Origin of the sequence: Streptococcus pyogenes, from assembly GCF_002055535.1 — a bacterium.
Lineage (GTDB): Bacteria > Bacillota > Bacilli > Lactobacillales > Streptococcaceae > Streptococcus > Streptococcus pyogenes.
Map to the genome: position 1 here is coordinate 272,364 of NZ_LN831034.1, position 22,161 is coordinate 294,524.

The window sequence follows — 22,161 nt, forward strand, 5'->3', positions numbered from 1 at the left end:
GCAGATGATTGATTTAAAAAGGAATCTTTTCAAAATTGATGTCCGGGCACAAAAGGATGAAGAGAAAGTTTTCATGCGTACGGCGTGATTTAACTATGGTTTTAAATGCTATTTCAAAAAAAATATGATAAAATAGAAAGTACTAATTATTTTGGAGATGACATGAGTATCGATGATTATAGGCCGACCTATATGGTAGAGGCTATTTATGATTTAAGAGCAAATGATTTGTTGCGTCATGGTATTACGGCTGTTTTAGTGGATTTAGATAATACCTTAATTGCATGGAATAATCCTGATGGCACACCAGAGGTTCGCGCTTGGCTTGATGAAATGACTATCGCGGATATTAGCGTGGTTGTTGTTTCAAATAATAAACATTCTCGTGTTGAGCGTGCCGTTTCACGATTTGGTGTTGACTTTATTAGCCGTGCTTTGAAGCCATTTGCTTATGGTATTGAAAAAGCCATTGCTCGTTATGGATTTGATCGCAACGAGGTTATCATGGTTGGAGATCAACTAATGACTGATATCAGAGCTAGTCATAGAGCTGGAATAAAATCAGTTTTAGTCAAACCACTTGTTGCTTCTGATGCTTGGAATACTAAAATTAACCGCTGGCGTGAACGCCGTGTGATGGCAAAATTAGAAGAGAAATATGGTAAATTATCATATCAAAAAGGAATTTAATGGAAGAATTATTTTGTATAGGCTGTGGTATCCAGATTCAAACTGAAGATAAAGAAAAAGCTGGTTTTACGCCAGCTGCTGCTTTGAAAAAGGGTATGGAAACAGGAGAACTCTATTGTCAGCGCTGCTTTAGATTGAGGCATTATAATGAAATTACAGATGTCCATATTACCGATGATGAATTTTTAAGACTTCTTCACGAAGTGGGTGATAGTGATGCTCTTGTGGTTAATGTGATTGATATTTTTGACTTTAATGGTTCTATTATTCCAGGTCTATCTCGCTTTATTTCTGGTAATGATGTCTTACTGGTTGGGAATAAAAAAGATATTTTGCCAAAGTCTGTTAAGGATGGTAAAGTTACTCAATGGTTGACGGAACGTGCACACGAAGAAGGTCTTCGCCCATTAGACGTTATGTTAACGAGCGCTCAAAATAAATATGCGATTAAAGACTTGATTGGGCGTATCAATGAGTTACGTAATGGTCGAGATGTTTATGTTGTGGGGGTCACTAATGTTGGTAAATCAACCTTGATTAATGCTATTATCCAAGAGATTACTGGTAACAAGGATGTCATCACGACGTCTCGTTTTCCTGGGACAACTCTTGACAAAATTGAAATTCCTTTGGATGATGGGACGTTCATTTTTGATACGCCAGGAATTATTCACAGGCACCAGATGGCTCATTATTTATCCCCTAAAGAGCTAAAAATAGTGAGTCCTAAGAAGGAAATCAAGCCTAAGACGTATCAATTAAATCCAGAACAAACTCTCTTTTTAGGTGGTCTGGCTCGCTTTGACTTTATCAACGGTGAGCGTCAAGGATTTACAGCTTTTTTTGACAATCAACTAGAATTACATCGTACAAAATTAGCTGGAGCAGATGCTTTTTATGATAAGCATGTTGGAACTTTGTTAACCCCGCCAGATAAGAAAGAGTTGACTGCATTTCCTAAATTAGTTCGTCATGAATTTACAATTGATCAGAAAATGGATATTGTTTTTTCTGGTCTAGGATGGATTCGTGTTAATGGTCAAAAAGACTCAAAAGCGATAGTTGCTGCATGGGCTCCTGAAGGGGTTGCTGTCATTGTTCGTAAAGCGATTATTTAAAAATAAAAAAGAAGTTGGAAAAAAATGCTTACAAGTAAACAAAGAGCTTTCTTAAAATCTGAGGCTCATAGCTTAAAACCGATTGTACAAATTGGCAAAAATGGATTAAATGACCACATTAAGACTAGTATTCGTCAAGCTTTGGATGCTAGAGAATTGATAAAGGTCACTTTGTTGCAAAATACTGATGAAGATATTCATGAAGTAGCAGAGATTTTAGAAGAAGAAATTGGGTGTGATACGGTTTTGAAAATTGGTCGTATCTTGATTCTCTATAAGGTTTCTGCTAAGAAAGAAAACCGCAAGTTGTCCCCTAAAGTTAAAGCAATCTAGTCCTTTTATTTGTATAGGGACTGGTTTTATGAGACGAGGACTATTGTCGCGAGAATTTTGGAGAAAGTATGGCATTAGAATTGTTGACGCCTTTTACGAAGGTGGAATTAGAGGAAGAAAAAAAAGAAAGCAACCGCAAACAGATTGGGATTTTAGGAGGGAATTTTAATCCTATTCACAATGCACACCTTGTGGTTGCAGATCAAGTTCGCCAGCAATTAGGATTAGATCAGGTGCTATTGATGCCTGAATGTAAACCACCGCATGTGGATGCCAAAGAGACTATTGATGAGAAGCATCGTCTTCGCATGTTGGAATTGGCTATTGAAGATGTTGAAGGGCTAGCTATTGAAACCTGTGAACTTGAACGTCAGGGAATCAGCTATACCTATGATACGATGCTTTATTTGACTGAGCAGCATCCTGATGTTGATTTTTATTTTATCATCGGAGCTGATATGGTTGATTATTTGCCAAAGTGGCACCGTATTGATGAACTGGTCAAACTCGTTCAATTTGTTGGAGTTCAACGTCCAAAATATAAAGCTGGAACCTCTTACCCGGTCATTTGGGTAGATCTTCCTTTGATAGATATTTCTTCTAGTATGATTAGGGATTTTATTAAAAAAGGTCGTCAGCCCAATTATCTCTTACCTAAGCGGGTTTTAGACTACATTACTCAAGAAGGTTTGTATCAATGACATATGAAGATTATCTTCCTTATAGCAGGACCGAACTGTTAGCAAAAATTGCAGAGCAGATGAGCCCTAAACGGTTTAAACATGTACTTGGCGTGGAAAAGGCAGCCTTGTCCTTGGCAGAGTGTTATGGTTGTAACCCAGACAAAGCAGGGTTAGCAGCTCTTTTACATGATTATGCCAAGGAGTGCCCTGACCAGGTCTTTTTAGACTTAATTGACAAGTACCAATTATCTCCAGAATTAGCTAAATGGAATAATAATGTCTGGCATGGTATGGTTGGTATTTATAAGATTCAAGAAGACCTAGGGCTAAAAGACAAAGATATCTTGCGAGCTATTGAAATTCACACCGTTGGTGCTGCTGAGATGACCTTGCTGGATAAGGTCTTATACGTTGCTGATTATATTGAAGAAGGTCGCATTTTTCCTTTGGTTGATGACGCTAGAAAAATCGCGAAGCTCGATTTGAATCAGGCTGTTGCCTATGAAACAGTGAACACTGTCGCTTATTTAGCCTCAAAAGCGCAGCCTATTTTCCCACAAACTCTGGATACCTATAATGCGTTTTGCAGCTATTTAAAGGAATACTAATGGATAATGATATGAGGAATAAAATGAAAAAAGAAGAACTCTTAAAAATTGTTGTGGAAGCAACTGAGGAAAAGCGTGCTAAAGATATTTTAGCCTTGGATTTAGAGGGGTTAACTAGTTTGACCGATTATTTTGTGATTGCGAGTGCAACAAACAGTCGTCAATTAGAGGCTATTGCGGATAATATTCGTGAAAAGGTAAAAGAGGCTGGTGGAGATGCTAGCCATGTTGAAGGTAATAGCCAAGCAGGCTGGGTCTTGCTTGATTTGACCGATGTGGTGGTACATCTTTTTTTAGAAGACGAGCGTTACCACTATAATCTTGAAAAATTGTGGCATGAAGCGCCTGCTGTGGCTCTAGATGCCTATTTAGCTTAATGTTACAAAGAGACCTTGTCAATACGACAGGGTTTTTGAGGATGATAATGGAACATAATTATGAAAAATTTGCGTCAGTTTATGATGCTGTGATGGATGATTCTCTATATGACTTGTGGACAGATTTTTCACTTCGACATTTACCAAAGTCTAAGGGTCGAAATCGTTTGTTAGAGTTGGCCTGTGGAACCGGTATTCAGTCAGTTCGTTTTGCTCAAGCAGGTTTTGATGTGACTGGTTTAGACTTAAGTCAAGACATGCTGGCTATTGCTAAAAAGCGTGCGCAATCTGCTAAAAAGAAAATTGATTTTATTCAAGGTAACATGCTGGATTTGTCACAGGTGGGGCAGTTTGATTTTGTAACCTGCTATTCGGATTCCATTTGCTATATGCAAGACGAAGTTGATGTTGGCGATGTTTTTAAAGAAGTTTATGATGTTTTAGCAAACGATGGCATCTTTATTTTTGATGTGCATTCAACCTATCAAACGGATGAGTGTTTCCCTGGTTATTCCTATCATGAGAATGCAGATGATTTTGCAATGGTTTGGGATACCTATGCTGACGAGGCTCCTCACTCTGTTGTTCACGAACTCACTTTCTTTATCCAAGAAGACGATGGACGTTTTTCTCGCTTTGATGAAGTGCATGAGGAACGAACGTATGAGTTATTGACTTATGATATTTTGTTGGAACAAGCAGGGTTCAAGTCATTTAAGGTCTATGCTGATTTTGAAGATAAGGAGCCAACTAAGACCAGCAAGCGTTGGTTTTTTGTAGCATATAAATAGAAGAAAAAAGTAGCCTTTTTAGCTATAGGATTTAATGAATTATCTTGAATGTTACTTATATGAAAAGAGTTCATTAGGCATTAAATGCTATTATCAAAGCTTAGAAGTATTGGAGACATTACGATTGACACTATGTCTGAAGGTTGCTACCAACTTTAAAGAAAGCATTTTCTATTATACGTTGTGCTTAAGCATTTGATTTAACTCTTATTAGCCCTATAAAAGACTATTTAGTACAATTTGAGGAGATTCTATGACTGTTACCGGAATTATAGCTGAGTTTAATCCGTTTCACAATGGACACAAATATTTGCTAGAAACAGCAGAGGGACTAAAAATTATTGCTATGTCAGGAAATTTTATGCAAAGAGGAGAGCCTGCTCTTATTGATAAATGGATTCGATCAGAGATGGCTCTTAAAAATGGTGCAGATATTGTTGTGGAATTGCCCTTTTTCGTTTCAGTTCAATCAGCAGACTATTTTGCTCAAGGAGCTATTGATATTCTTTGTCAATTAGGAATTCAGCAATTAGCATTTGGGACAGAGAATGTGATTGATTATCAAAAACTGATTAAGGTCTATGAGAAAAAATCAGAGCAAATGACTGCCTATTTATCGACGCTTGAAGATACATTTAGCTATCCACAAAAAACACAAAAAATGTGGGAAATCTTTGCTGGAGTTAAATTTTCAGGGCAAACGCCAAATCATATTTTGGGGTTAAGTTACGCAAAGGCTAGCGCTGGAAAGCATATACAACTATGTCCTATCAAGCGTCAAGGGGCTGCCTACCATTCGAAAGACAAAAATCATCTGCTAGCTTCTGCAAGTGCCATTAGACAGCACCTGAATGATTGGGATTTCATAAGTCATTCAGTACCAAATGCAGGTTTACTTATAAACAATCCCCATATGTCATGGGACCATTATTTTTCATTCTTAAAATATCAAATTCTGAACCATTCTGATTTAACTAGTATTTTTCAGGTCAATGATGAATTGGCAAGTCGTATTAAAAAAGCGATAAAAGTTAGTCAAAATATTGACCACCTAGTTGACACTGTTGCTACCAAACGCTATACAAAAGCTCGTGTAAGACGTATTTTAACCTACATTTTGGTTAATGCTAAGGAACCTACTTTACCTAAAGGAATTCATATTCTAGGGTTTACCTCAAAAGGACAAGCACATTTAAAAAAATTAAAAAAAAGCAGGCCTCTGATTACTAGAATTGGAGCAGAAACTTGGGATGAGATGACACAAAAAGCAGACAGCATCTATCAACTTGGGCATCAGGATATCCCAGAACAAAGTTTTGGAAGAATACCTATTATAATAAAAAATGAGAGGCTCAATTAAACTCTAATTGAGTTTTTTTGGGGGCTTGACTCTAACATTACGTTGATGGTTTATACTTCAGTTAATCCAATGAGGAAATTTTATAACAATAATTAAAAAAGTCAGTCAAAAGATATACTTTCGAAGAACAGGCTAACGTTTTTACAAGATTATATCAGTAATCATTTTGACAATTGTAGTAATGGAATGTTGCCAAAATTTAGAACGTTGTATGTTATGGATGACAAGATTTTAAAGGAATACTAATTAAACGGGAGGTCGTGAACCGGAAGCTGTTGTCACTCAAGCGCCAAAATCTGTCTGTAACATAATATTGATGTATGGGAACGCAATTATTTGGTTTTTATTGTGATGCTTAAAACGATTTTATATTTCTATTTTACCAAAGCTTTTCAAAGTGCTATAATAAGGGAGTTAGAGTCAATATTAGTAACGTTAATGTTGACAATATTCAATAAAATACTATTAAAAGGAGACAAAAATGGGACGTAAATGGGCAAATATTGTTGCTAAAAAAACTGCTAAAGATGGAGCAACATCAAAGGTCTATGCCAAATTTGGTGTTGAAATTTATGTGGCTGCCAAACAAGGCGAGCCAGATCCAGAGTTAAATACAGCTCTTAAATTTGTCATTGATCGTGCAAAGCAAGCACAAGTGCCAAAGCATGTTATTGATAAAGCGATTGATAAAGCTAAAGGAAACACAGATGAAACTTTCGTAGAGGGACGCTATGAAGGTTTTGGTCCAAATGGTTCAATGATTATTGTGGATACTTTGACATCAAATGTTAACCGTACAGCGGCAAATGTACGTACGGCTTACGGTAAGAACGGTGGCAATATGGGAGCTTCAGGATCTGTATCCTACTTATTTGATAAAAAAGGGGTCATCGTTTTTGCTGGTGATGATGCTGACAGTGTCTTTGAACAATTACTTGAAGCGGATGTAGACGTAGATGATGTTGAAGCAGAAGAGGGAACAATAACAGTTTACACTGCCCCAACAGATCTTCATAAAGGTATCCAAGCACTTCGCGATAATGGTGTAGAAGAATTCCAAGTTACTGAACTTGAAATGATTCCTCAATCAGAAGTAGTTTTGGAAGGTGATGACCTTGAAACTTTTGAAAAGCTTATTGATGCACTTGAATCAGATGATGATGTTCAAAAAGTGTATCATAATGTAGCAGATTTTTAAATTGACATAGAATAATAAAAAGAGTTGAAATCTATTTCAGCTCTTTTTAAGTGATGCTTTTATAAGTAAGTACCAGGTAACATAGTCGTTGTTAGAAGATAATGAACAATAGTAAATCAGTATCAACTTGATAGGAATCAATTATTAGTGAACTCTAATTAAAAATGGTAAACTAGACACAAGAACAAAAAGGAGAGATAGGATGATTAAAAAACAGTATTTAGGAAGGGCAACAATTGCCCTAGCATCGACCCTTGTGCTAGCAGCTTGTGGGTCATCAAAAACAGCTGAGTCAGGAAATCAGGGGAGTTCTAAAGAAGTCTTATTTGCAACGGTTGGAACAACAGCTCCCTTTTCTTATGAAAAAGGTGGTCAACTAACTGGCTACGATATCGAGGTGGCTAAAGCAGTCTTTAAAGGATCGGATGATTACAAGGTGTCCTTTAAAAAAACAGAATGGTCTTCTATCTTTACAGGTTTGGACTCAGGAAAATACCAAATGGGTGGTAACAACATTTCCTTTACCAAAGAGCGTTCAGCTAAGTACCTTTTTTCTTATCCAATCGGATCAACACCTTCTGTTTTAGTTGTTCCAAAAGACAGTGATATCAAGAGCTTTGATGATATCCAAGGGCATACGACACAAGTTGTTCAAGGGACTACAAGTGTTGCACAGTTAGAAGACTTTAATAAGAAACACAGTGACAACCCGGTTACTCTAAAATTCACCAATGAGAACATTACTCAAATGTTAACCAATTTGAGTGAAGGCAAGGCAGATTTCAAGATTTTTGACGCTCCAACGGTTAACGCCATTATTAAAAATCAAGGGTTAGATAATCTCAAAACAATTGAACTCACCTCAACAGAGCAACCATTTATTTATTTTATCTTTAGTCAAGATCAAGAGAAATTGCAAAGCTTTGTTAACAAGCGTATTAAAGAGTTGACTGCTGATGGAACTCTTAGCAAGCTTGCCAAAGAGCACCTTGGCGGTGATTACGTGCCATCAGATAAAGAGTTGAAACTTCCTACAGCTAACTAAACCATCTATTAACCAGTTATTCATCTAGAAGACTGGTTTTTCTGATCGGAAACAATATTATAGTTTATGAGGTTATGTTATAAAAATTGCAAATAGCCTTAATCAAAATGAGATGTTAAAGTGCTTTTTGAGAAGTGAATATTGTATAAGAAGTATGCTTTGGGTTTTAGTCCTCAAATACCAAGTTTTTTGTTGACTAAACAAATAAGGATGGTTAGCATAGCATATAGTTTAAAACTATGGTATATGCTAGCCATTATCAATTTGAAAACTATATCTAATTAAGATACAATAATGATCGTAAACAAAATGAATCGAGGATAACGCTATGTCTTTTAAAAAATGGATTGGAATAGTCGGAATCGCTTTAGCATCAACTGTATTGGTTGCTTGTTCTGAAAAACAAGATGATAAAAACACTTTAACTATTGGGGTGATGACAAAAACAGAATCTGATCAAGCGAGATGGGATAAAGTTGAAGAATTATTGAAAAAAGACAATATCACTTTGAAGTACAAAGAATTTACAGATTACTCGCAACCTAATAAGGCAGTTGCTAATGGTGAAGTCGATATTAATGCCTTCCAACACTATAATTTCTTAAATAACTGGAATAAGGAAAATAAGGAACATTTGGTGGCCATTGCTGATACCTATATCAGCCCAATTAACCTTTTCTCTGGAACCAGTCAAGATGGAAAGGCTAAATACAAATCAGTAGCTGATCTGCCAAATGGTACTCAAATTGCAGTACCAAATGATGCGACCAATGAAAGCCGTGCCCTCTATGTGCTGCAATCAGCTGGCCTCATTAAATTGAATGTGTCTGGTGATCAATTAGCAACCATTGCCAATATCTCAGAGAACAAAAAGAAATTAGATATCAAGGAATTAGATGCTAGCCAAACGGCACGTGCTTTAGTATCTGCTGATGCAGCTGTTGTCAATAATAGTTACGCTGTTCCTGCAAAAATTGACTACAAAACCTCTCTTTTCAAAGAAAAAGCAGATGACAATTCAAAACAGTGGATTAACATTATTGCAGGTCAAAAAGATTGGGAAAAATCAGAGAAGGCTGATGCTATTAAAAAACTCATCAAGGCCTACCAAACTGATGAGGTGAAGAAAGTCGTGGAAAAAACTTCAAATGGTATAGATGTATCCGTATGGTAAATTTTAGCCATTGTTATAACAAGAGTGTGGTCGTGTTTAAAACACATGCTTTCTTGCATGCTTGAGGAAGAGTTTACGACTAATTTACCTTTAGAAAGCTATTTAAGACCTTTTCCCTTTTAGGATTTAGAAACCTTGGGAAGACTATTGCATGTTATCTTAATAGTCATGATTATGCAGGCGATGAAAACATTGCTATCGTAGATTACTGTCGCCATATCGTACTAATAGAGGAGTTATTAAAATCTTATGAATGAAGCAATAATTCAATTAGATCATATTGATATTACCTTCCGTCAAAAAAAACGGGTTATCGAAGCTGTTAAAGATGTCACGGTTCATATCAATCAAGGAGATATTTATGGCATTGTTGGGTATTCAGGTGCCGGGAAATCAACTCTTGTGCGTGTGATTAACCTGCTACAGGCACCAACAAACGGGAAAATCACTGTTGATGGGGATGTGACTTTTGACCAGGGGAAAATTCAATTGTCAGCTGATGCCCTTCGCCAAAAACGACGTGATATTGGTATGATCTTCCAACATTTCAATTTGATGGCCCAAAAAACAGCCAAAGAAAATGTAGCATTTGCGCTCCGTCATTCGTCGTTAAGTAAGACTGAGAAAGAACACAAAGTTATCGAACTGCTAGAACTTGTAGGTTTATCAGAGCGAGCAGATAACTACCCTGCCCAGTTATCGGGTGGGCAAAAACAAAGGGTGGCTATTGCGCGTGCTCTAGCTAACGATCCAAAAATTTTGATTTCAGATGAGGCCACATCAGCACTAGATCCAAAAACCACTAAACAAATTTTGGCGCTCTTGCAAGAATTAAACCGCAAACTTGGCCTTACCATTGTTATGATTACTCATGAAATGCAAATTGTTAAGGATATTTGTAATCGTGTTGCTGTTATGCAAAATGGTGTTTTGATTGAAGAAGGTTCTGTCCTTGATATCTTTTCAAATCCAAAAGAAGCCTTGACACAGGAATTTATCACAACAGCTACAGGGATTGATGAGGCTTTAGAAAAAATTAACCAACAAGACATTGTTAAACATTTGCCTGCAAATGCCCTTCTAGCTCAGTTGAAATATGCAGGAACTTCTACGGATGAGCCTCTACTTAATAGCATTTACCGTCAGTTTGAAGTGACAGCTAATATTTTGTATGGCAATATTGAGATTTTAGATCATATTCCAGTTGGTGACATGATTGTTGTCTTGGAAGGGCAAGCTGAAAATATTCTTGCGGCTGAGAAAGCCTTGCATGAAGCTGGTGTTGATGTTAGTATTTTAAAGAGAGGAGCCTAGATGTCACAGTTAATTCAAACTTATTTGCCAAATGTTTATGAACTCGGATGGTCTGGAGATGCTGGTTGGGGCTTAGCGATTTGGAATACTTTATACATGACCATTGTGCCTTTTATTGTTGGGGGTGCTATTGGTCTCTTATTAGGCTTGTTATTAGTTTTAACAGGACCGGACGGTGTTATTGAAAACAAAACGATTTGTTGGGTTATTGATAAAGTTACCTCTATTTTTAGAGCCATTCCTTTTGTTATTTTGATTGCTATTTTAGCTAGCTTTACCTATTTGCTTTTAAGAACAACTTTAGGAGCAACAGCGGCCTTGGTACCTTTAACCTTTGCGACTTTTCCTTTTTATGCCCGTCAGGTCCAAGTTGTTTTTTCAGAATTAGACAAGGGTGTTATTGAAGCAGCACAAGCTTCAGGTGCTACTTTCTGGGATATTGTCAAAGTGTATCTCAGTGAAGGTTTACCAGATCTTATTCGTGTTTCTACAGTCACCTTAATTTCTTTAGTTGGGGAAACTGCCATGGCAGGAGCTATCGGTGCTGGAGGATTAGGAAATGTAGCGATTTCTTATGGTTATAATCGTTTTAACAATGATGTGACTTGGGTAGCGACTATTATTATTCTTTTAATTATTTTTGCTATCCAATTTATTGGTGATAGCTTGACTAGAAGGTTTAGTCATAAATAAACGAAACAACACCCTAAGTAAAAACTTAGGGTGTTGTTGTTTAGATGATGTCATTAGCTTTTCTTCGTTTTACTTAGTATAAGCCCTATTAAAAAACCAATAGCAGCAAAGATAATCCATCCCATTGAGAATTGCCCTAGTGGAACAGTTTTTTGGAAAAAAGTTACAACGGCTTCTGGTAAATGAAATAATCCAGTCATTTGTGATAGTGTTAGGAGTGCATCAAATATGGCAGGAATAAAGGTTAGACCAATTGTAGTTCGATAGACAATAGGATCATTATTGAAGCATTTTTGTGCCAAAACAAGGAAAATTAAATCGACTGTTAATGGGTATAAAAGGAATAAAACAGGAGCTGACCAGTTGATAATGACTGATAAGCCACCAAAATAAAAGAAAGCTGATAGTAAAGTAAAGATAGTTGCCCAAGCAATATGAGATAAAGCAGGCACTAATTTATGGAAGTATTCAGCACTTGACGTGATTAAGCCTGTTGAAGTGGTTAGACAGGCCAGGAAAATCACAACAGCTAGAAATGCTTGTCCGATGCCACCTAGGTAAAAACGAGAAGCATGACTTAAGATTTGACCGCCATTAACTGGATTACCATGAAGGGTAAAGCTGCCATCAATAAAAGGAAATAATGATTGTGATGTTGCTCCAATACGACCGACAAAGATATAGACAAGTGCTAATAGCAAAATGGCAATAGCCCCAGAAATAAGTGTTATTTTGGTCATTTCTTTGTCCGTCTTAGCGCCAAATTGTTTGGTAGCCTCAATGACTAAAATAGCAAAAACAAGAGAAGCTAGTGCATCCATAGTGCCATAACCTTGAATTAATCCTGCTATAAAAGGAAAATCTTTAAAGGCATTATTAACACCGACCCCAGCGTTAAAAGCATCACCGTAATTTCCAGCAGGATGGACAAAGGACGCGATAACCAAAATAGAAATAACAACTAACAACGTTGGCGTTAAAAATTTTCCGATATTTTCAGCTAGTTTACTAGGTTTGATAGCAAGGAAGTAGGACAGACCAAAAAATAGTATAGCATAAATAGCTTTATTGGTTGTATTATCTCCTAAGATAGGAGCGATACCGACTGAAAAAGAAGTGGCTCCTGTTCTTGGAATAGCAAAAAATGGGCCAATAGATAAATACAAAATGGAAGAATAGAAGATTGCATACCATTTAGAGATGGGGCGTGCCAAACTTTCAACATCGCCTGATCCAGATTTAGCAACAGCAATGACACCGAGTAAAGGCAAGGAGACACCAGTTAAACAAAAACCAATGATAGACCATAGAATCTGATGACCTGAGTAGATGCCTAAAAAAGCTGGGTAAATGAGGTTTGCTGCTCCAAAAAATAGCGCAAATAGCATGAATCCAATGACGATATATACATTTTTTTGTTTCATTTATAAATAGTCTTTCTATTGATACTAATCCGAAGATTCTAACAATTTTAATTATATTATGTGTCAAAATAACAACAAAGGTTATTATATCTAAGATTACTTCGATAGTCAATAGAAATTGACTGAAAATTCTTAGCACAAAAAATGGTTAAGATATGTAGCTCATTCGATTTGACGAATAGATAGAATTATATTATTATAAAAAACATGTAACTTTAGTAAGGATGTAACGTATGAAAAAAATATATGATTTATGGGTTAGGGTTAGTCTAATCAAAAAAATAGGTATCGGTGTTGTAATAGGAGTCATGTTGGGCATTTTGGCTCCTGATCTTACAGGTTTTAGTATTTTAGGAAAGTTATTTGTTGGTGGTTTAAAGGCTATCGCACCTTTGCTTGTATTTGCTTTGGTTTCCCAAGCTATCTCCCATCAGAAAAAAGGGAAACAGACTAATATGACATTAATCATTGTTCTGTATTTATTTGGTACCTTTGCGTCAGCTTTAGTAGCAGTACTGACAGCTTATCTATTCCCTTTGACGTTAGTGTTAAATACACCTGTAAATACAGAATTATCACCACCTCAAGGTGTTGCTGAAGTTTTTCAGTCACTTCTATTAAAATTAGTGGATAATCCGATCAATGCTTTAGCTACTGCCAATTATATTGGTGTGCTATCATGGGCAATTATTTTTGGACTAGCATTAAAGGCTGCAAGTAAAGAAACAAAGCATCTTATAAAAACAGCGGCAGAAGTTACTTCACAAATAGTTGTTTGGATCATCAATCTGGCACCTATTGGGATTATGAGTCTGGTGTTCACTACGATTTCTGAAAACGGTGTTGGAATCTTATCTGATTATGCTTTTTTGATACTAGTTTTAGTAGGAACAATGCTTTTTGTCGCCTTAGTGGTTAATCCACTTATTGCGGTTTTGATTACACGACAAAATCCTTATCCCCTTGTCTTGAGATGTTTACGTGAGTCAGGTCTTACAGCATTTTTCACACGAAGTTCTGCAGCCAATATTCCAGTCAATATGCAATTATGCCAAAAAATTGGATTGAGTAAAGATACTTATTCAGTGTCAATTCCACTTGGAGCAACTATTAATATGGGTGGGGCAGCAATTACCATCAATGTCCTAACGCTTGCTGCTGTACACACTTTTGGTATTCCTATTGATTTTCTAACAGCCCTCTTACTTAGCGTTGTTGCTGCTGTCTCTGCTTGTGGTGCTTCTGGTGTTGCTGGGGGATCGTTGTTACTTATTCCTGTAGCATGTAGTTTGTTTGGCATTTCAAATGATCTTGCGATGCAGGTGGTTGGTGTTGGTTTTATTGTTGGTGTTATCCAGGATTCTTGTGAGACAGCCTTAAATTCGTCAACCGATGTTCTTTTTACAGCTATTGCTGAAAATGCTTTTTGGAAACGTAAAAAAGCATAGCTAGATTTAACATAGTAAAAAACATCCTTGGAAAACGCCAAGGATGTTTTTTTATTATTTAAGATAGCCAAGATAATCAAATTTTTCAAAGGTGTGGTCATTAGCGATGGCCACAATGATAGTATTCGGTTCTAAAGGTTCAAAAGGTTTGACATTAGTATCTAAGGTTTTAACTTCTTTTTGACGCATGCCAATCACATTTAACTCATATTTACGACGAACATCTAGTTCGGAAAGAGATTGTCCTTCCCAGCTTTTAGGAATGACAAATTCAATCATCGAAATACCATGTTCCAAATAGATGATGCTTTCGATATGACGTCTTAACAGATTTGAAGCTACACGTTTTCCAGAATCACGTTCAGGGGTGATGACTTTAGTTGCTCCGATGCCATATAGAACTTCTTCAAAAATTTTATTTTTAGCCTTGGCAATAATGGTTGGAACACCGAGTTTTTTACAGTGCATGACTGCAAGAACAGAAGATTCCAAGTTATTCCCTGAAGCGATAACGACAGTATCACAATGTTCAATCCCTACAGCTAATAGAAATTCTTTGTCAGTAATATCTCCAACAGCGGCTTTAGTGACCAAGTCGGCCACCTCTTTGACATGACTTTCTCTGATATCAATAGCAATAACGTCTTGATCAAAGTTACTTAATTCTCTGGCAACAGTACGGCCAAAAATACCAAGGCCAAGAACGCCGACAGTTTTACGTTTTAACATGTTTTCTCCTTAACCCACTAGAATATCAGTAGTGGCATATTGAATGGTTTTTTCTTTTCGTTGAATCAGACTGATGAGGACAGTAATTGGGCCAACGCGGCCGACGAACATCAAGACAATGACAATAAGACGTCCAGCAGTAGACAATTGTGGTGTCAAATCCATAGATACCCCAACTGTCGCGATGGCAGAAATAGATTCAAATAAGAGTGGTATAGGAGCGATATGAGGCTCCACGCTAAGTAATAAAATAAAACCTATCATAAGAACTGCAAAAAAGAAGATAAGAACTGTCATGGTCTGCTTAATTGTCTTATTTGCGATAATTCGGTTACGAAAGGTAACTTCTGATTGCCCTGAAAGTTCCGCTTTAAAGAGTAAGAAAGTAATGGCAGCAGTCGTCACTTTAATACCACCAGCTGTTCCACCAGGAGCACCACCAATAACCATTTGAATCATATAAAGAATGTTAGTCGGTGCTAGGGTATCGTTATAAGAGATTGTTGCAAAGCCAGCTGTTCTCATAGTGACTGTTTGAAAAAATGAAACCATAAGTTGCTGATGTAAACTAAAATTGGCAATGGTTTTGCTGTTATCTTTTTCTAAAAACCAGGTTAAGAAGGTTCCAAGAAAAAGAATAACAGCTGTGGTTTGTAGTACTAGACGAGACTGATTGGATAATTTACGAAAAGTTGCCCCATAACAATGAGGTCTTTCAAAAAAGTATTTTTTAAAAGCTACTCCTAAATCAACCCAAACCGCAAAACCAAGTCCACCAGAGATAATCAAGAACGTAATGATAACATTTAATGTAGGATTTAACATAAAGTCTTTTAAACTAGAAGATCCTAAATTGTCAAAACCAGCGTTACAAAACGCCGACACAGCTAAAAAAATACTATTGAAGATACCATTTTTCCACCCGAAGCGGGGGATGAAGTCAATCATGATAACTATCGCAGCAAAGGCTTCTAGACTAAAGGTTACTTTATAAGCAAAAAAAAGGTAGTGCTTTAAATCTTTGCTATCACCTCGATTTAACGCTGATTGGAGCAAGGTTTGATCGCTCAATCGCATTTTTCGCTTGAGGGCAAAAGTACTCACAGCTATTAACGTCACCAAGCCAAGACCACCAATCTGCATTAGTGCCATAGCAATGGTTTGTCCGATACCGTTATACACTTCAGCGACGGGAACAACAGAAAGTCCAGTCACACAAACCATGGAAACCACATTAAAGAAATGATCAAGATAGACGGTATTAGGACCATTTTGATAATGGGTAAAGGGCATGGATAACAAGAGAGTCCCAATCAGAATCACAATGGCAAAACTAAATGTTAAGCGCTGTGTGACTGAAAGAGATTTGATAAAAGAGCGTTTCATGTTTCCTCCAGACATAATATCTCCTACTATAATAACAAAAATAAGTTAAAAAAGCTAAGTTTCATCTTAGCCTTTGGTACTATTTTATAGAGGTTTTTTGTTAGGCAAGCCAGCTTTTCTTGGATACTTGTTAGGTGTTTCCTTTTTCTTCTCAACAATGGTGATGAAGCGAGAATCTCCATTTGGCAATTGGTAGCTATGGTTTTTAATGACTTTACCAAAAAGAAGACAAAGAGCATTCTTAGCTTCTTCTAACTCTTGGTCAGCAGCTTGTGCCTTTAAGGCGATTAATTTTCCTCCAATTTTTAAAAAGGGGATGGTTAATTCAGATAGAACCTGCATCCGAGCAACCGCTCTGGCAGTAACAACATCAAATTGACCTCGAAAGGCCTTGTCCTGTCCGAAATCTTCTGCTCTACCATGAAAAAAGTGGACATTTTCCAAGCCCAATTCCTGAGCAAGGAGTGTCAGAAAAGAAATCCGCTTATTAAGAGAATCAATAATGGTAACCTCAAGGTTTGGGAAAAGAATTTTCATGGGTAGGCTAGGAAAACCAGCTCCAGCTCCAATGTCCAATAATTTGATTGGTTCATTAGCTAAAAAGCCCTGTAAAATAGGAGCGATGGAATCATAAAAATGCTTGAGGTAAACCTCATTTTCTTCTGTAATAGCTGTTAAATTAATTTTAGTGTTCCATTCCACTAGTGATTTGAAGTAGGTGTCAAATTGTTCTTTTTGTTTCGATGATAAGGAAAAACCATCTTCCTCTAGTGTTCGGTAAAAGTCTTGGGGTGTCATTTGTATCCTCTGTTTTTGATAGTTGTTACCATTCTATCATAAAATAGCCTATAACAAAATCCAATAAATCATCAGAAATAACACCTCATTACTTGCTATTAGCCTAGAAATTGCTATAATTGAGACACAAAGATTAAAGGAGACCCACTATGCCAACAGTTTTGATTATCTTAGTCGTTTTAGGAGTGCTTGCGCTATGGTTAATGATTAGTTACAATAGCCTGGTTAAATCTCGGATGCACACAAAAGAAGCTTGGAGTCAGATTGATGTGCAATTAAAGCGTCGTAATGACTTGATTCCAAATCTTATTGAAACCGTAAAGGGATATGCTAGCTACGAGCAAAAGACATTTGAAAAAATCACTGATTTGCGTGCGCGTGTTGCGAATGCCTCAACTCCTCAAGAAACCATGGCGGCTTCTAACGAATTGAGTAAACAAGTGACCAGTTTGTTTGCCGTTGCTGAAAATTACCCAGACTTAAAAGCTAACGAAAACTTCTTGAAATTACAAGAAGAGTTGACCAATACGGAAAATAAAATCTCATATTCTCGTCAACTCTATAATTCAACAACGTCTAATTACAACCTTCAATTAGAATCTTTCCCAAGCAATATCGCTGGTAAATTATTTGGTTTTAAACCAAGTGAATTCTTACAAACACCAGAAGCTGAAAAAGAAGTTCCAAAAGTTGAATTTAACTTTTAAATATGAAATTATCATCTAGTAGGCAATCATAAGAGAAAGGAGAATTATGCTTTATCAACAGATTTCACAAAATAAGCAACGAACAGTTGTTTTATTAGTTGTTTTCTTCGCTCTCTTAGCACTTATTGGAGCTTCAGCAGGCTATCTGCTGTTAGATAATTATGCCATGGGCTTGGTCCTTGCTCTTGTCATTGGGGTGATTTATGCTACCAGTATGATTTTTCAATCCACCAGTCTTGTAATGAGTATGAACAATGCTAGAGAAGTTACAGAAAAAGAGGCTCCAGGCTTTTTCCATATTGTCGAGGATATGGCTATGGTGGCCCAGATTCCGATGCCGAGAGTTTTTATTATTGAAGATCCTTCTTTAAATGCTTTTGCGACAGGATCTAGCCCTCAAAATGCTGCTGTTGCAGCAACGACAGGTTTACTTGAAGTCATGAATCGTGAAGAACTTGAAGGTGTTATCGGCCATGAAATTAGCCACATCCGAAATTATGATATCCGTATTTCGACTATTGCTGTAGCTTTGGCGAGTGCTGTTACCGTTATTTCTAGTATCGGTGGGCGTATGCTATGGTATGGTGGCGGTTCTCGCAGGCAAAGAGATGACGGAGATGATGATGTTTTAAGAATCATTACATTACTTTTGTCGTTATTATCTTTGCTTTTAGCGCCCCTAGTAGCAAGTTTGATTCAGTTGGCTATTTCTCGTCAAAGAGAATATCTAGCTGATGCTAGTTCTGTTGAACTAACAAGAAATCCCCAAGGTATGATTAAGGCTCTTGAAAAATTGCAGTTATCTCAGCCAATGAAGCATCCTGTTGATGATGCTAGTGCGGCCTTGTATATTAATGAGCCTCGCAAAAAAAGGAGCTTCAGTTCATTATTCAGCACCCATCCTCCTATTGAGGAGAGGATTGAAAGGTTAAAAAACATGTGAGCGTTTGGGGTTTTTGCTCAAGCCTCACTTTTTTATGTCTTTGGGCAGATAATCTAAAATGGCAGGAATTATCAAAAATATCTGAACAAAAAGAAAAAAATGAGTGAAACAATGGTTAAAAATAGAATGATTTAAATCTTAAAATTAAAAAACGTCAGAAAATAAATGCAAAACTATTGACAAATCTTTTAGATAGTAGTAAAAATAAATGAGAGTTTTATTAGGAGAAGATGATGTTAGCTATTTCCGAAATCAGAAAACACCCAGACGGTCTCTCGTTTGATCGTTTATGTGATGTCAAAAGTATGTTACTTGAGCGTGACCAACAGATTATTGACATAAAGGCAGTTAAAGCTGTCGGTAATGTTCGCTATGATAAGGGGCTTTATCTGTTAGATTATCAATTGAGTTACGAAGTGATATTACCGTCTAGCCGTTCTATGGTTCCGGTCTGTTTAAGTGAAGTCCAACACATTCAAGAATTATTTATAGAGGCGACAGATTTAGCTGATAAGAAAGAGTTGGTTGAAGACAATCTGGTATTAGTTTTAGACAAAGACGCTATTAACCTCGAAGAAAGTATTGTGGATAATATCTTACTTGCTATTCCGCTACAGGTCTTGACAGAGGAAGAAAAGAAATCAAAAGAGTTGCCAGCAGGTCAAAATTGGGCAGTTTTGACAGAAGAAGACTACCAGTGTCTAAAAGAAGAAAAGCAAAAAGAAAATAATCCTTTTGCTAGCTTGCAAGGGTTGTTTGATGAATAAAACTGAATATTAAAGATGTCTGTAATTTTTATTTGAAAAAACAGCTATTCTTTGATATACTCTTTAGAGAATATGGTTACTTATCTAAAGTAGAAGGTATTTTGACCATAGAGGGCAGAGAAGGTAATGACTATTAGATGCTTCATATTTTATTCGCTAGAAGACTATTTGACCATTAGAACTGAAATAGTCTAGGATATGAGATGAATTTCATAGTTTTCTTTCTGGGAGAAAAAGATAGATTAAGAGGATAAGGGTTGGTATAAATGACAAAGAAAATTTTAATTATTGAAGATGAAAAGAATCTGGCTAGATTCGTTTCTCTTGAGCTGCAACATGAGGGTTATGAAGTCATTGTTGAGGTCAATGGTCGTGAAGGGTTAGAAACTGCTTTGGAAAAAGAGTTTGATTTAATCCTGCTTGACTTAATGTTACCAGAGATGGATGGTTTTGAAGTGACCCGTCGTTTGCAAACCGAAAAAACAACGTATATCATGATGATGACTGCGCGTGATTCTATTATGGATGTGGTTGCAGGTTTAGACCGCGGTGCAGACGACTATATTGTTAAACCGTTTGCCATTGAAGAACTACTTGCCCGTATTCGTGCTATTTTCCGCCGTCAAGATATTGAATCTGAGAAGAAAGTGCCTAGTCAAGGCATTTATCGAGATCTAGTTTTAAATCCACAAAACCGTTCAGTTAATCGTGGCGACGATGAGATTTCTCTCACTAAACGTGAATATGATTTGCTTAATATTTTGATGACTAATATGAATCGTGTCATGACACGTGAAGAATTATTGTCAAATGTTTGGAAATATGATGAAGCCGTTGAGACTAATGTTGTAGATGTCTATATTCGTTATCTCCGCGGCAAAATTGACATTCCAGGCAAGGAATCTTATATCCAAACAGTGCGTGGCATGGGATACGTTATTCGTGAGAAATAAGTCATATGGAAAATCAGAAACAAAAACAGAAGAAATATAAAAATTCGTTACCAAAACGACTATCTAATATCTTTTTTGTTCTTTTTTTCTGCATTTTCTCTGCCTTTACACTGATTGCCTATAGTTCAACAAACTATTTCTTATTGAAGAAAGAAAAGCAGTCAGTCTTTCAAGCTGTAAATATTGTTAGAGTTCGTCTTTCTGAGGTGGACTCTAATTTTACATTAGAGAACTTAGCAGAAGTTTTGTACAAAAACGATAAAACACATCTGAGAATTGATGACAGAAAGGGCAGTCGAGTCATTAGGAGTGAGCGCGATATCACAAATACTCTAGATGCGAATCAAGATATTTATGTCTATAACATTGATAAACAGATGATTTTTACCACAGATAACGAAGAATCATCTCCTGGCTTGCATGGTCCTATCGGTCGTGTGTATCACGACCATATCGAAGATCAGTATCGTGGGTTTTCCATGACACAAAAGGTATATTCTAATCGGACTGGAAAATTTGTGGGCTATGTTCAAGTCTTTCATGATTTAGGCAATTATTATGTCATTAGAGCAAGACTGCTGTTTTGGCTACTAGTTGTTGAGTTATTTGGCACAAGCTTAGCCTATTTAATCATCTTAATTACTACGCGGCGCTTTTTGAAGCCTTTACACAATTTACATGAAGTGATGCGTAATATCTCTGAAAATCCTAATAATTTAAACCTGCGCTCAGATATTTCGTCAGGAGATGAAATCGAAGAATTGTCTGTTATCTTTGACAATATGTTAGACAAATTGGAGACACATACTAAGTTGCAATCACGTTTTATTAGTGATGTCAGCCATGAATTACGAACACCGGTTGCGATTATTAAAGGGCATATTGGTCTCTTACAACGTTGGGGTAAAGATGACAGTGATATTCTTGAAGAAAGCTTGACAGCAACAGCGCATGAGGCTTGACCGTATGGCAATCATGATTAATGATATGTTAGACATGATTCGCGTACAAGGCTCATTTGAGGGACATCAAAATGATATGACAGTTTTGGAAGATTCTATTGAAACTGTTGTTGGTAATTTTAGAGTTTTAAGAGAAGATTTTATCTTTACATGGCAGTCAGAAAATCCAAAAACGATAGCCCGTATTTATAAAAATCATTTTGAGCAGGCTTTGATGATTCTGATTGACAATGCTGTGAAGTATTCCCGTAAAGAAAAGAAAATCGCGATTAACCTTTCAGTGACTGGCAAACAAGAAGCTATTGTTAGAGTTCAAGATAAAGGCGAAGGAATTTCTAAAGAAGATATTGAACATATCTTTGAACGCTTTTATAGAACGGATAAATCACGTAATCGAACAAGTACCCAGGCTGGATTAGGGATTGGCTTGTCTATTCTCAAGCAAATTGTAGATGGGTATCATTTACAGATGAAGGTTGAAAGTGAATTAAATGAAGGTTCAGTGTTTATCTTACATATTCCTTTGGCCCAGTCTAAAGAGAGTTAGAGTAGCTTAAGGCATTGTTAATGTGACAGGTATAGTATGTAATCATTAGATAATAGTAGCAGTCTTTTGCCACAACTGGTTAGAAGCTGATGCTATTTTTTTAGCAATGATGG

General features: G+C 36.7%; 22 protein-coding genes and 1 pseudogene. 19 read left to right on the forward strand and 4 right to left on the reverse strand.

Annotated elements, in window-relative coordinates:
- Positions 1–162: 162 nt before the first annotated feature.
- From B6D67_RS01505 to B6D67_RS01570, 13 genes are all read left to right on the forward strand, one after another.
- Positions 163–690 carry a YqeG family HAD IIIA-type phosphatase gene (locus tag B6D67_RS01505; protein ID WP_002991099.1) on the forward strand — a complete coding sequence of 176 codons (528 nt, stop codon included), beginning with the start codon at positions 163–165 and terminating at the stop codon, positions 688–690.
- On the forward strand, positions 690–1,808 hold the full coding sequence (gene yqeH, locus B6D67_RS01510; RefSeq protein ID WP_002991828.1) for a ribosome biogenesis GTPase YqeH: 1,119 nt from the start codon (positions 690–692) through the stop codon (positions 1,806–1,808). The genes B6D67_RS01505 and yqeH overlap by 1 nt, the downstream gene beginning before the upstream one ends.
- Before the next feature lie 24 nt (positions 1,809–1,832).
- A complete protein-coding gene (yhbY, locus tag B6D67_RS01515) occupies positions 1,833–2,141 on the forward strand; it encodes a ribosome assembly RNA-binding protein YhbY (protein ID WP_002991094.1) in 309 nt (102 codons plus the stop codon).
- Positions 2,142–2,209: 68 nt separating this feature from the next.
- Positions 2,210–2,842 carry a nicotinate-nucleotide adenylyltransferase gene (locus B6D67_RS01520; protein WP_010921896.1) on the forward strand — a complete coding sequence of 211 codons (633 nt, stop codon included), beginning with the start codon at positions 2,210–2,212 and terminating at the stop codon, positions 2,840–2,842.
- Positions 2,839–3,432, forward strand: coding sequence for a bis(5'-nucleosyl)-tetraphosphatase (symmetrical) YqeK (gene yqeK, locus B6D67_RS01525; protein WP_002985989.1), 594 nt, complete (start codon positions 2,839–2,841; stop codon positions 3,430–3,432). Before B6D67_RS01520 ends, yqeK begins: the two co-directional genes overlap by 4 nt.
- Positions 3,433–3,455: 23 nt before the next feature.
- Complete coding sequence (gene rsfS / locus B6D67_RS01530; protein WP_015055915.1) at positions 3,456–3,809, forward strand: ribosome silencing factor; 354 nt, start codon at positions 3,456–3,458, stop codon at positions 3,807–3,809.
- A gap of 47 nt (positions 3,810–3,856) precedes the next feature.
- On the forward strand, positions 3,857–4,600 hold the full coding sequence (locus B6D67_RS01535) for a class I SAM-dependent DNA methyltransferase (protein ID WP_014407307.1): 744 nt from the start codon (positions 3,857–3,859) through the stop codon (positions 4,598–4,600).
- 253 nt (positions 4,601–4,853) lie between these two features.
- Positions 4,854–5,960 (forward strand): nucleotidyltransferase, encoded by a 1,107-nt coding sequence (locus tag B6D67_RS01540; RefSeq protein ID WP_010921898.1) that lies wholly within the window; start codon positions 4,854–4,856, stop codon positions 5,958–5,960.
- 481 nt (positions 5,961–6,441) lie between these two features.
- Complete coding sequence (locus B6D67_RS01550; protein ID WP_002985979.1) at positions 6,442–7,158, forward strand: YebC/PmpR family DNA-binding transcriptional regulator; 717 nt, start codon at positions 6,442–6,444, stop codon at positions 7,156–7,158.
- Between the two features lie 202 nt (positions 7,159–7,360).
- Complete coding sequence (locus B6D67_RS01555) at positions 7,361–8,203, forward strand: amino acid ABC transporter substrate-binding protein (protein WP_009880638.1); 843 nt, start codon at positions 7,361–7,363, stop codon at positions 8,201–8,203.
- Between the two features lie 328 nt (positions 8,204–8,531).
- Positions 8,532–9,377, forward strand: coding sequence for a MetQ/NlpA family ABC transporter substrate-binding protein (locus tag B6D67_RS01560; protein WP_010921899.1), 846 nt, complete (start codon positions 8,532–8,534; stop codon positions 9,375–9,377).
- A 249-nt stretch (positions 9,378–9,626) separates the two neighbouring features.
- Entirely contained in the window at positions 9,627–10,691 is a 1,065-nt protein-coding gene (locus B6D67_RS01565; RefSeq protein WP_002985970.1) for a methionine ABC transporter ATP-binding protein, read from the forward strand.
- Complete coding sequence (locus tag B6D67_RS01570; protein WP_002991836.1) at positions 10,692–11,384, forward strand: methionine ABC transporter permease; 693 nt, start codon at positions 10,692–10,694, stop codon at positions 11,382–11,384.
- A 53-nt stretch (positions 11,385–11,437) separates the two neighbouring features.
- Here B6D67_RS01570 and brnQ read toward each other — a convergent pair whose 3' ends face one another.
- Entirely contained in the window at positions 11,438–12,808 is a 1,371-nt protein-coding gene (gene brnQ, locus B6D67_RS01575; protein ID WP_010921901.1) for a branched-chain amino acid transport system II carrier protein, read from the reverse strand.
- A 233-nt stretch (positions 12,809–13,041) separates the two neighbouring features.
- Between brnQ and sstT the strand changes: the two genes are divergently transcribed.
- Entirely contained in the window at positions 13,042–14,256 is a 1,215-nt protein-coding gene (gene sstT, locus B6D67_RS01580; RefSeq protein WP_010921902.1) for a serine/threonine transporter SstT, read from the forward strand.
- Positions 14,257–14,310: 54 nt separating this feature from the next.
- On the opposite strand, the gene ktrA is transcribed toward sstT, so the two are convergent.
- The 3 genes from ktrA to rsmG all read right to left on the reverse strand — a co-directional run bounded on the left by ktrA (position 14,311) and on the right by rsmG (position 17,169).
- Positions 14,311–14,985: a potassium uptake transporter gating subunit KtrA gene (gene ktrA, locus B6D67_RS01585; RefSeq protein WP_002991064.1), complete on the reverse strand. Its 675-nt coding sequence runs from the start codon at positions 14,983–14,985 to the stop codon at positions 14,311–14,313.
- A 9-nt stretch (positions 14,986–14,994) separates the two neighbouring features.
- Positions 14,995–16,371 (reverse strand): potassium uptake transporter channel subunit KtrB, encoded by a 1,377-nt coding sequence (gene ktrB, locus B6D67_RS01590; RefSeq protein ID WP_023605004.1) that lies wholly within the window; start codon positions 16,369–16,371, stop codon positions 14,995–14,997.
- Positions 16,372–16,455: 84 nt separating this feature from the next.
- The gene (gene rsmG, locus B6D67_RS01595) at positions 16,456–17,169 is read right to left on the reverse strand and encodes a 16S rRNA (guanine(527)-N(7))-methyltransferase RsmG (protein WP_010921904.1); all 714 of its coding nucleotides are present in this window, start codon (positions 17,167–17,169) and stop codon (positions 16,456–16,458) included.
- Between the two features lie 149 nt (positions 17,170–17,318).
- On the opposite strand from rsmG, the gene B6D67_RS01600 reads away from it, so the two are divergent.
- The 5 genes and pseudogenes from B6D67_RS01600 to covS all read left to right on the forward strand — a co-directional run bounded on the left by B6D67_RS01600 (position 17,319) and on the right by covS (position 22,048).
- Positions 17,319–17,876, forward strand: coding sequence for a LemA family protein (locus B6D67_RS01600; RefSeq protein WP_002985956.1), 558 nt, complete (start codon positions 17,319–17,321; stop codon positions 17,874–17,876).
- Positions 17,877–17,922: 46 nt separating this feature from the next.
- A complete protein-coding gene (htpX, locus tag B6D67_RS01605) occupies positions 17,923–18,819 on the forward strand; it encodes a zinc metalloprotease HtpX (protein WP_002985953.1) in 897 nt (298 codons plus the stop codon).
- 233 nt (positions 18,820–19,052) lie between these two features.
- A complete protein-coding gene (locus B6D67_RS01610; protein WP_011054200.1) occupies positions 19,053–19,586 on the forward strand; it encodes a YceD family protein in 534 nt (177 codons plus the stop codon).
- 266 nt (positions 19,587–19,852) lie between these two features.
- The gene (gene covR / locus B6D67_RS01615) at positions 19,853–20,539 is read left to right on the forward strand and encodes a two-component system response regulator CovR/CsrR (RefSeq protein ID WP_002991052.1); all 687 of its coding nucleotides are present in this window, start codon (positions 19,853–19,855) and stop codon (positions 20,537–20,539) included.
- A 5-nt stretch (positions 20,540–20,544) separates the two neighbouring features.
- Positions 20,545–22,048: pseudogene (covS, locus tag B6D67_RS01620) on the forward strand (two-component system sensor histidine kinase CovS/CsrS).
- The last annotated feature ends 113 nt before the right edge of the window (positions 22,049–22,161 follow it).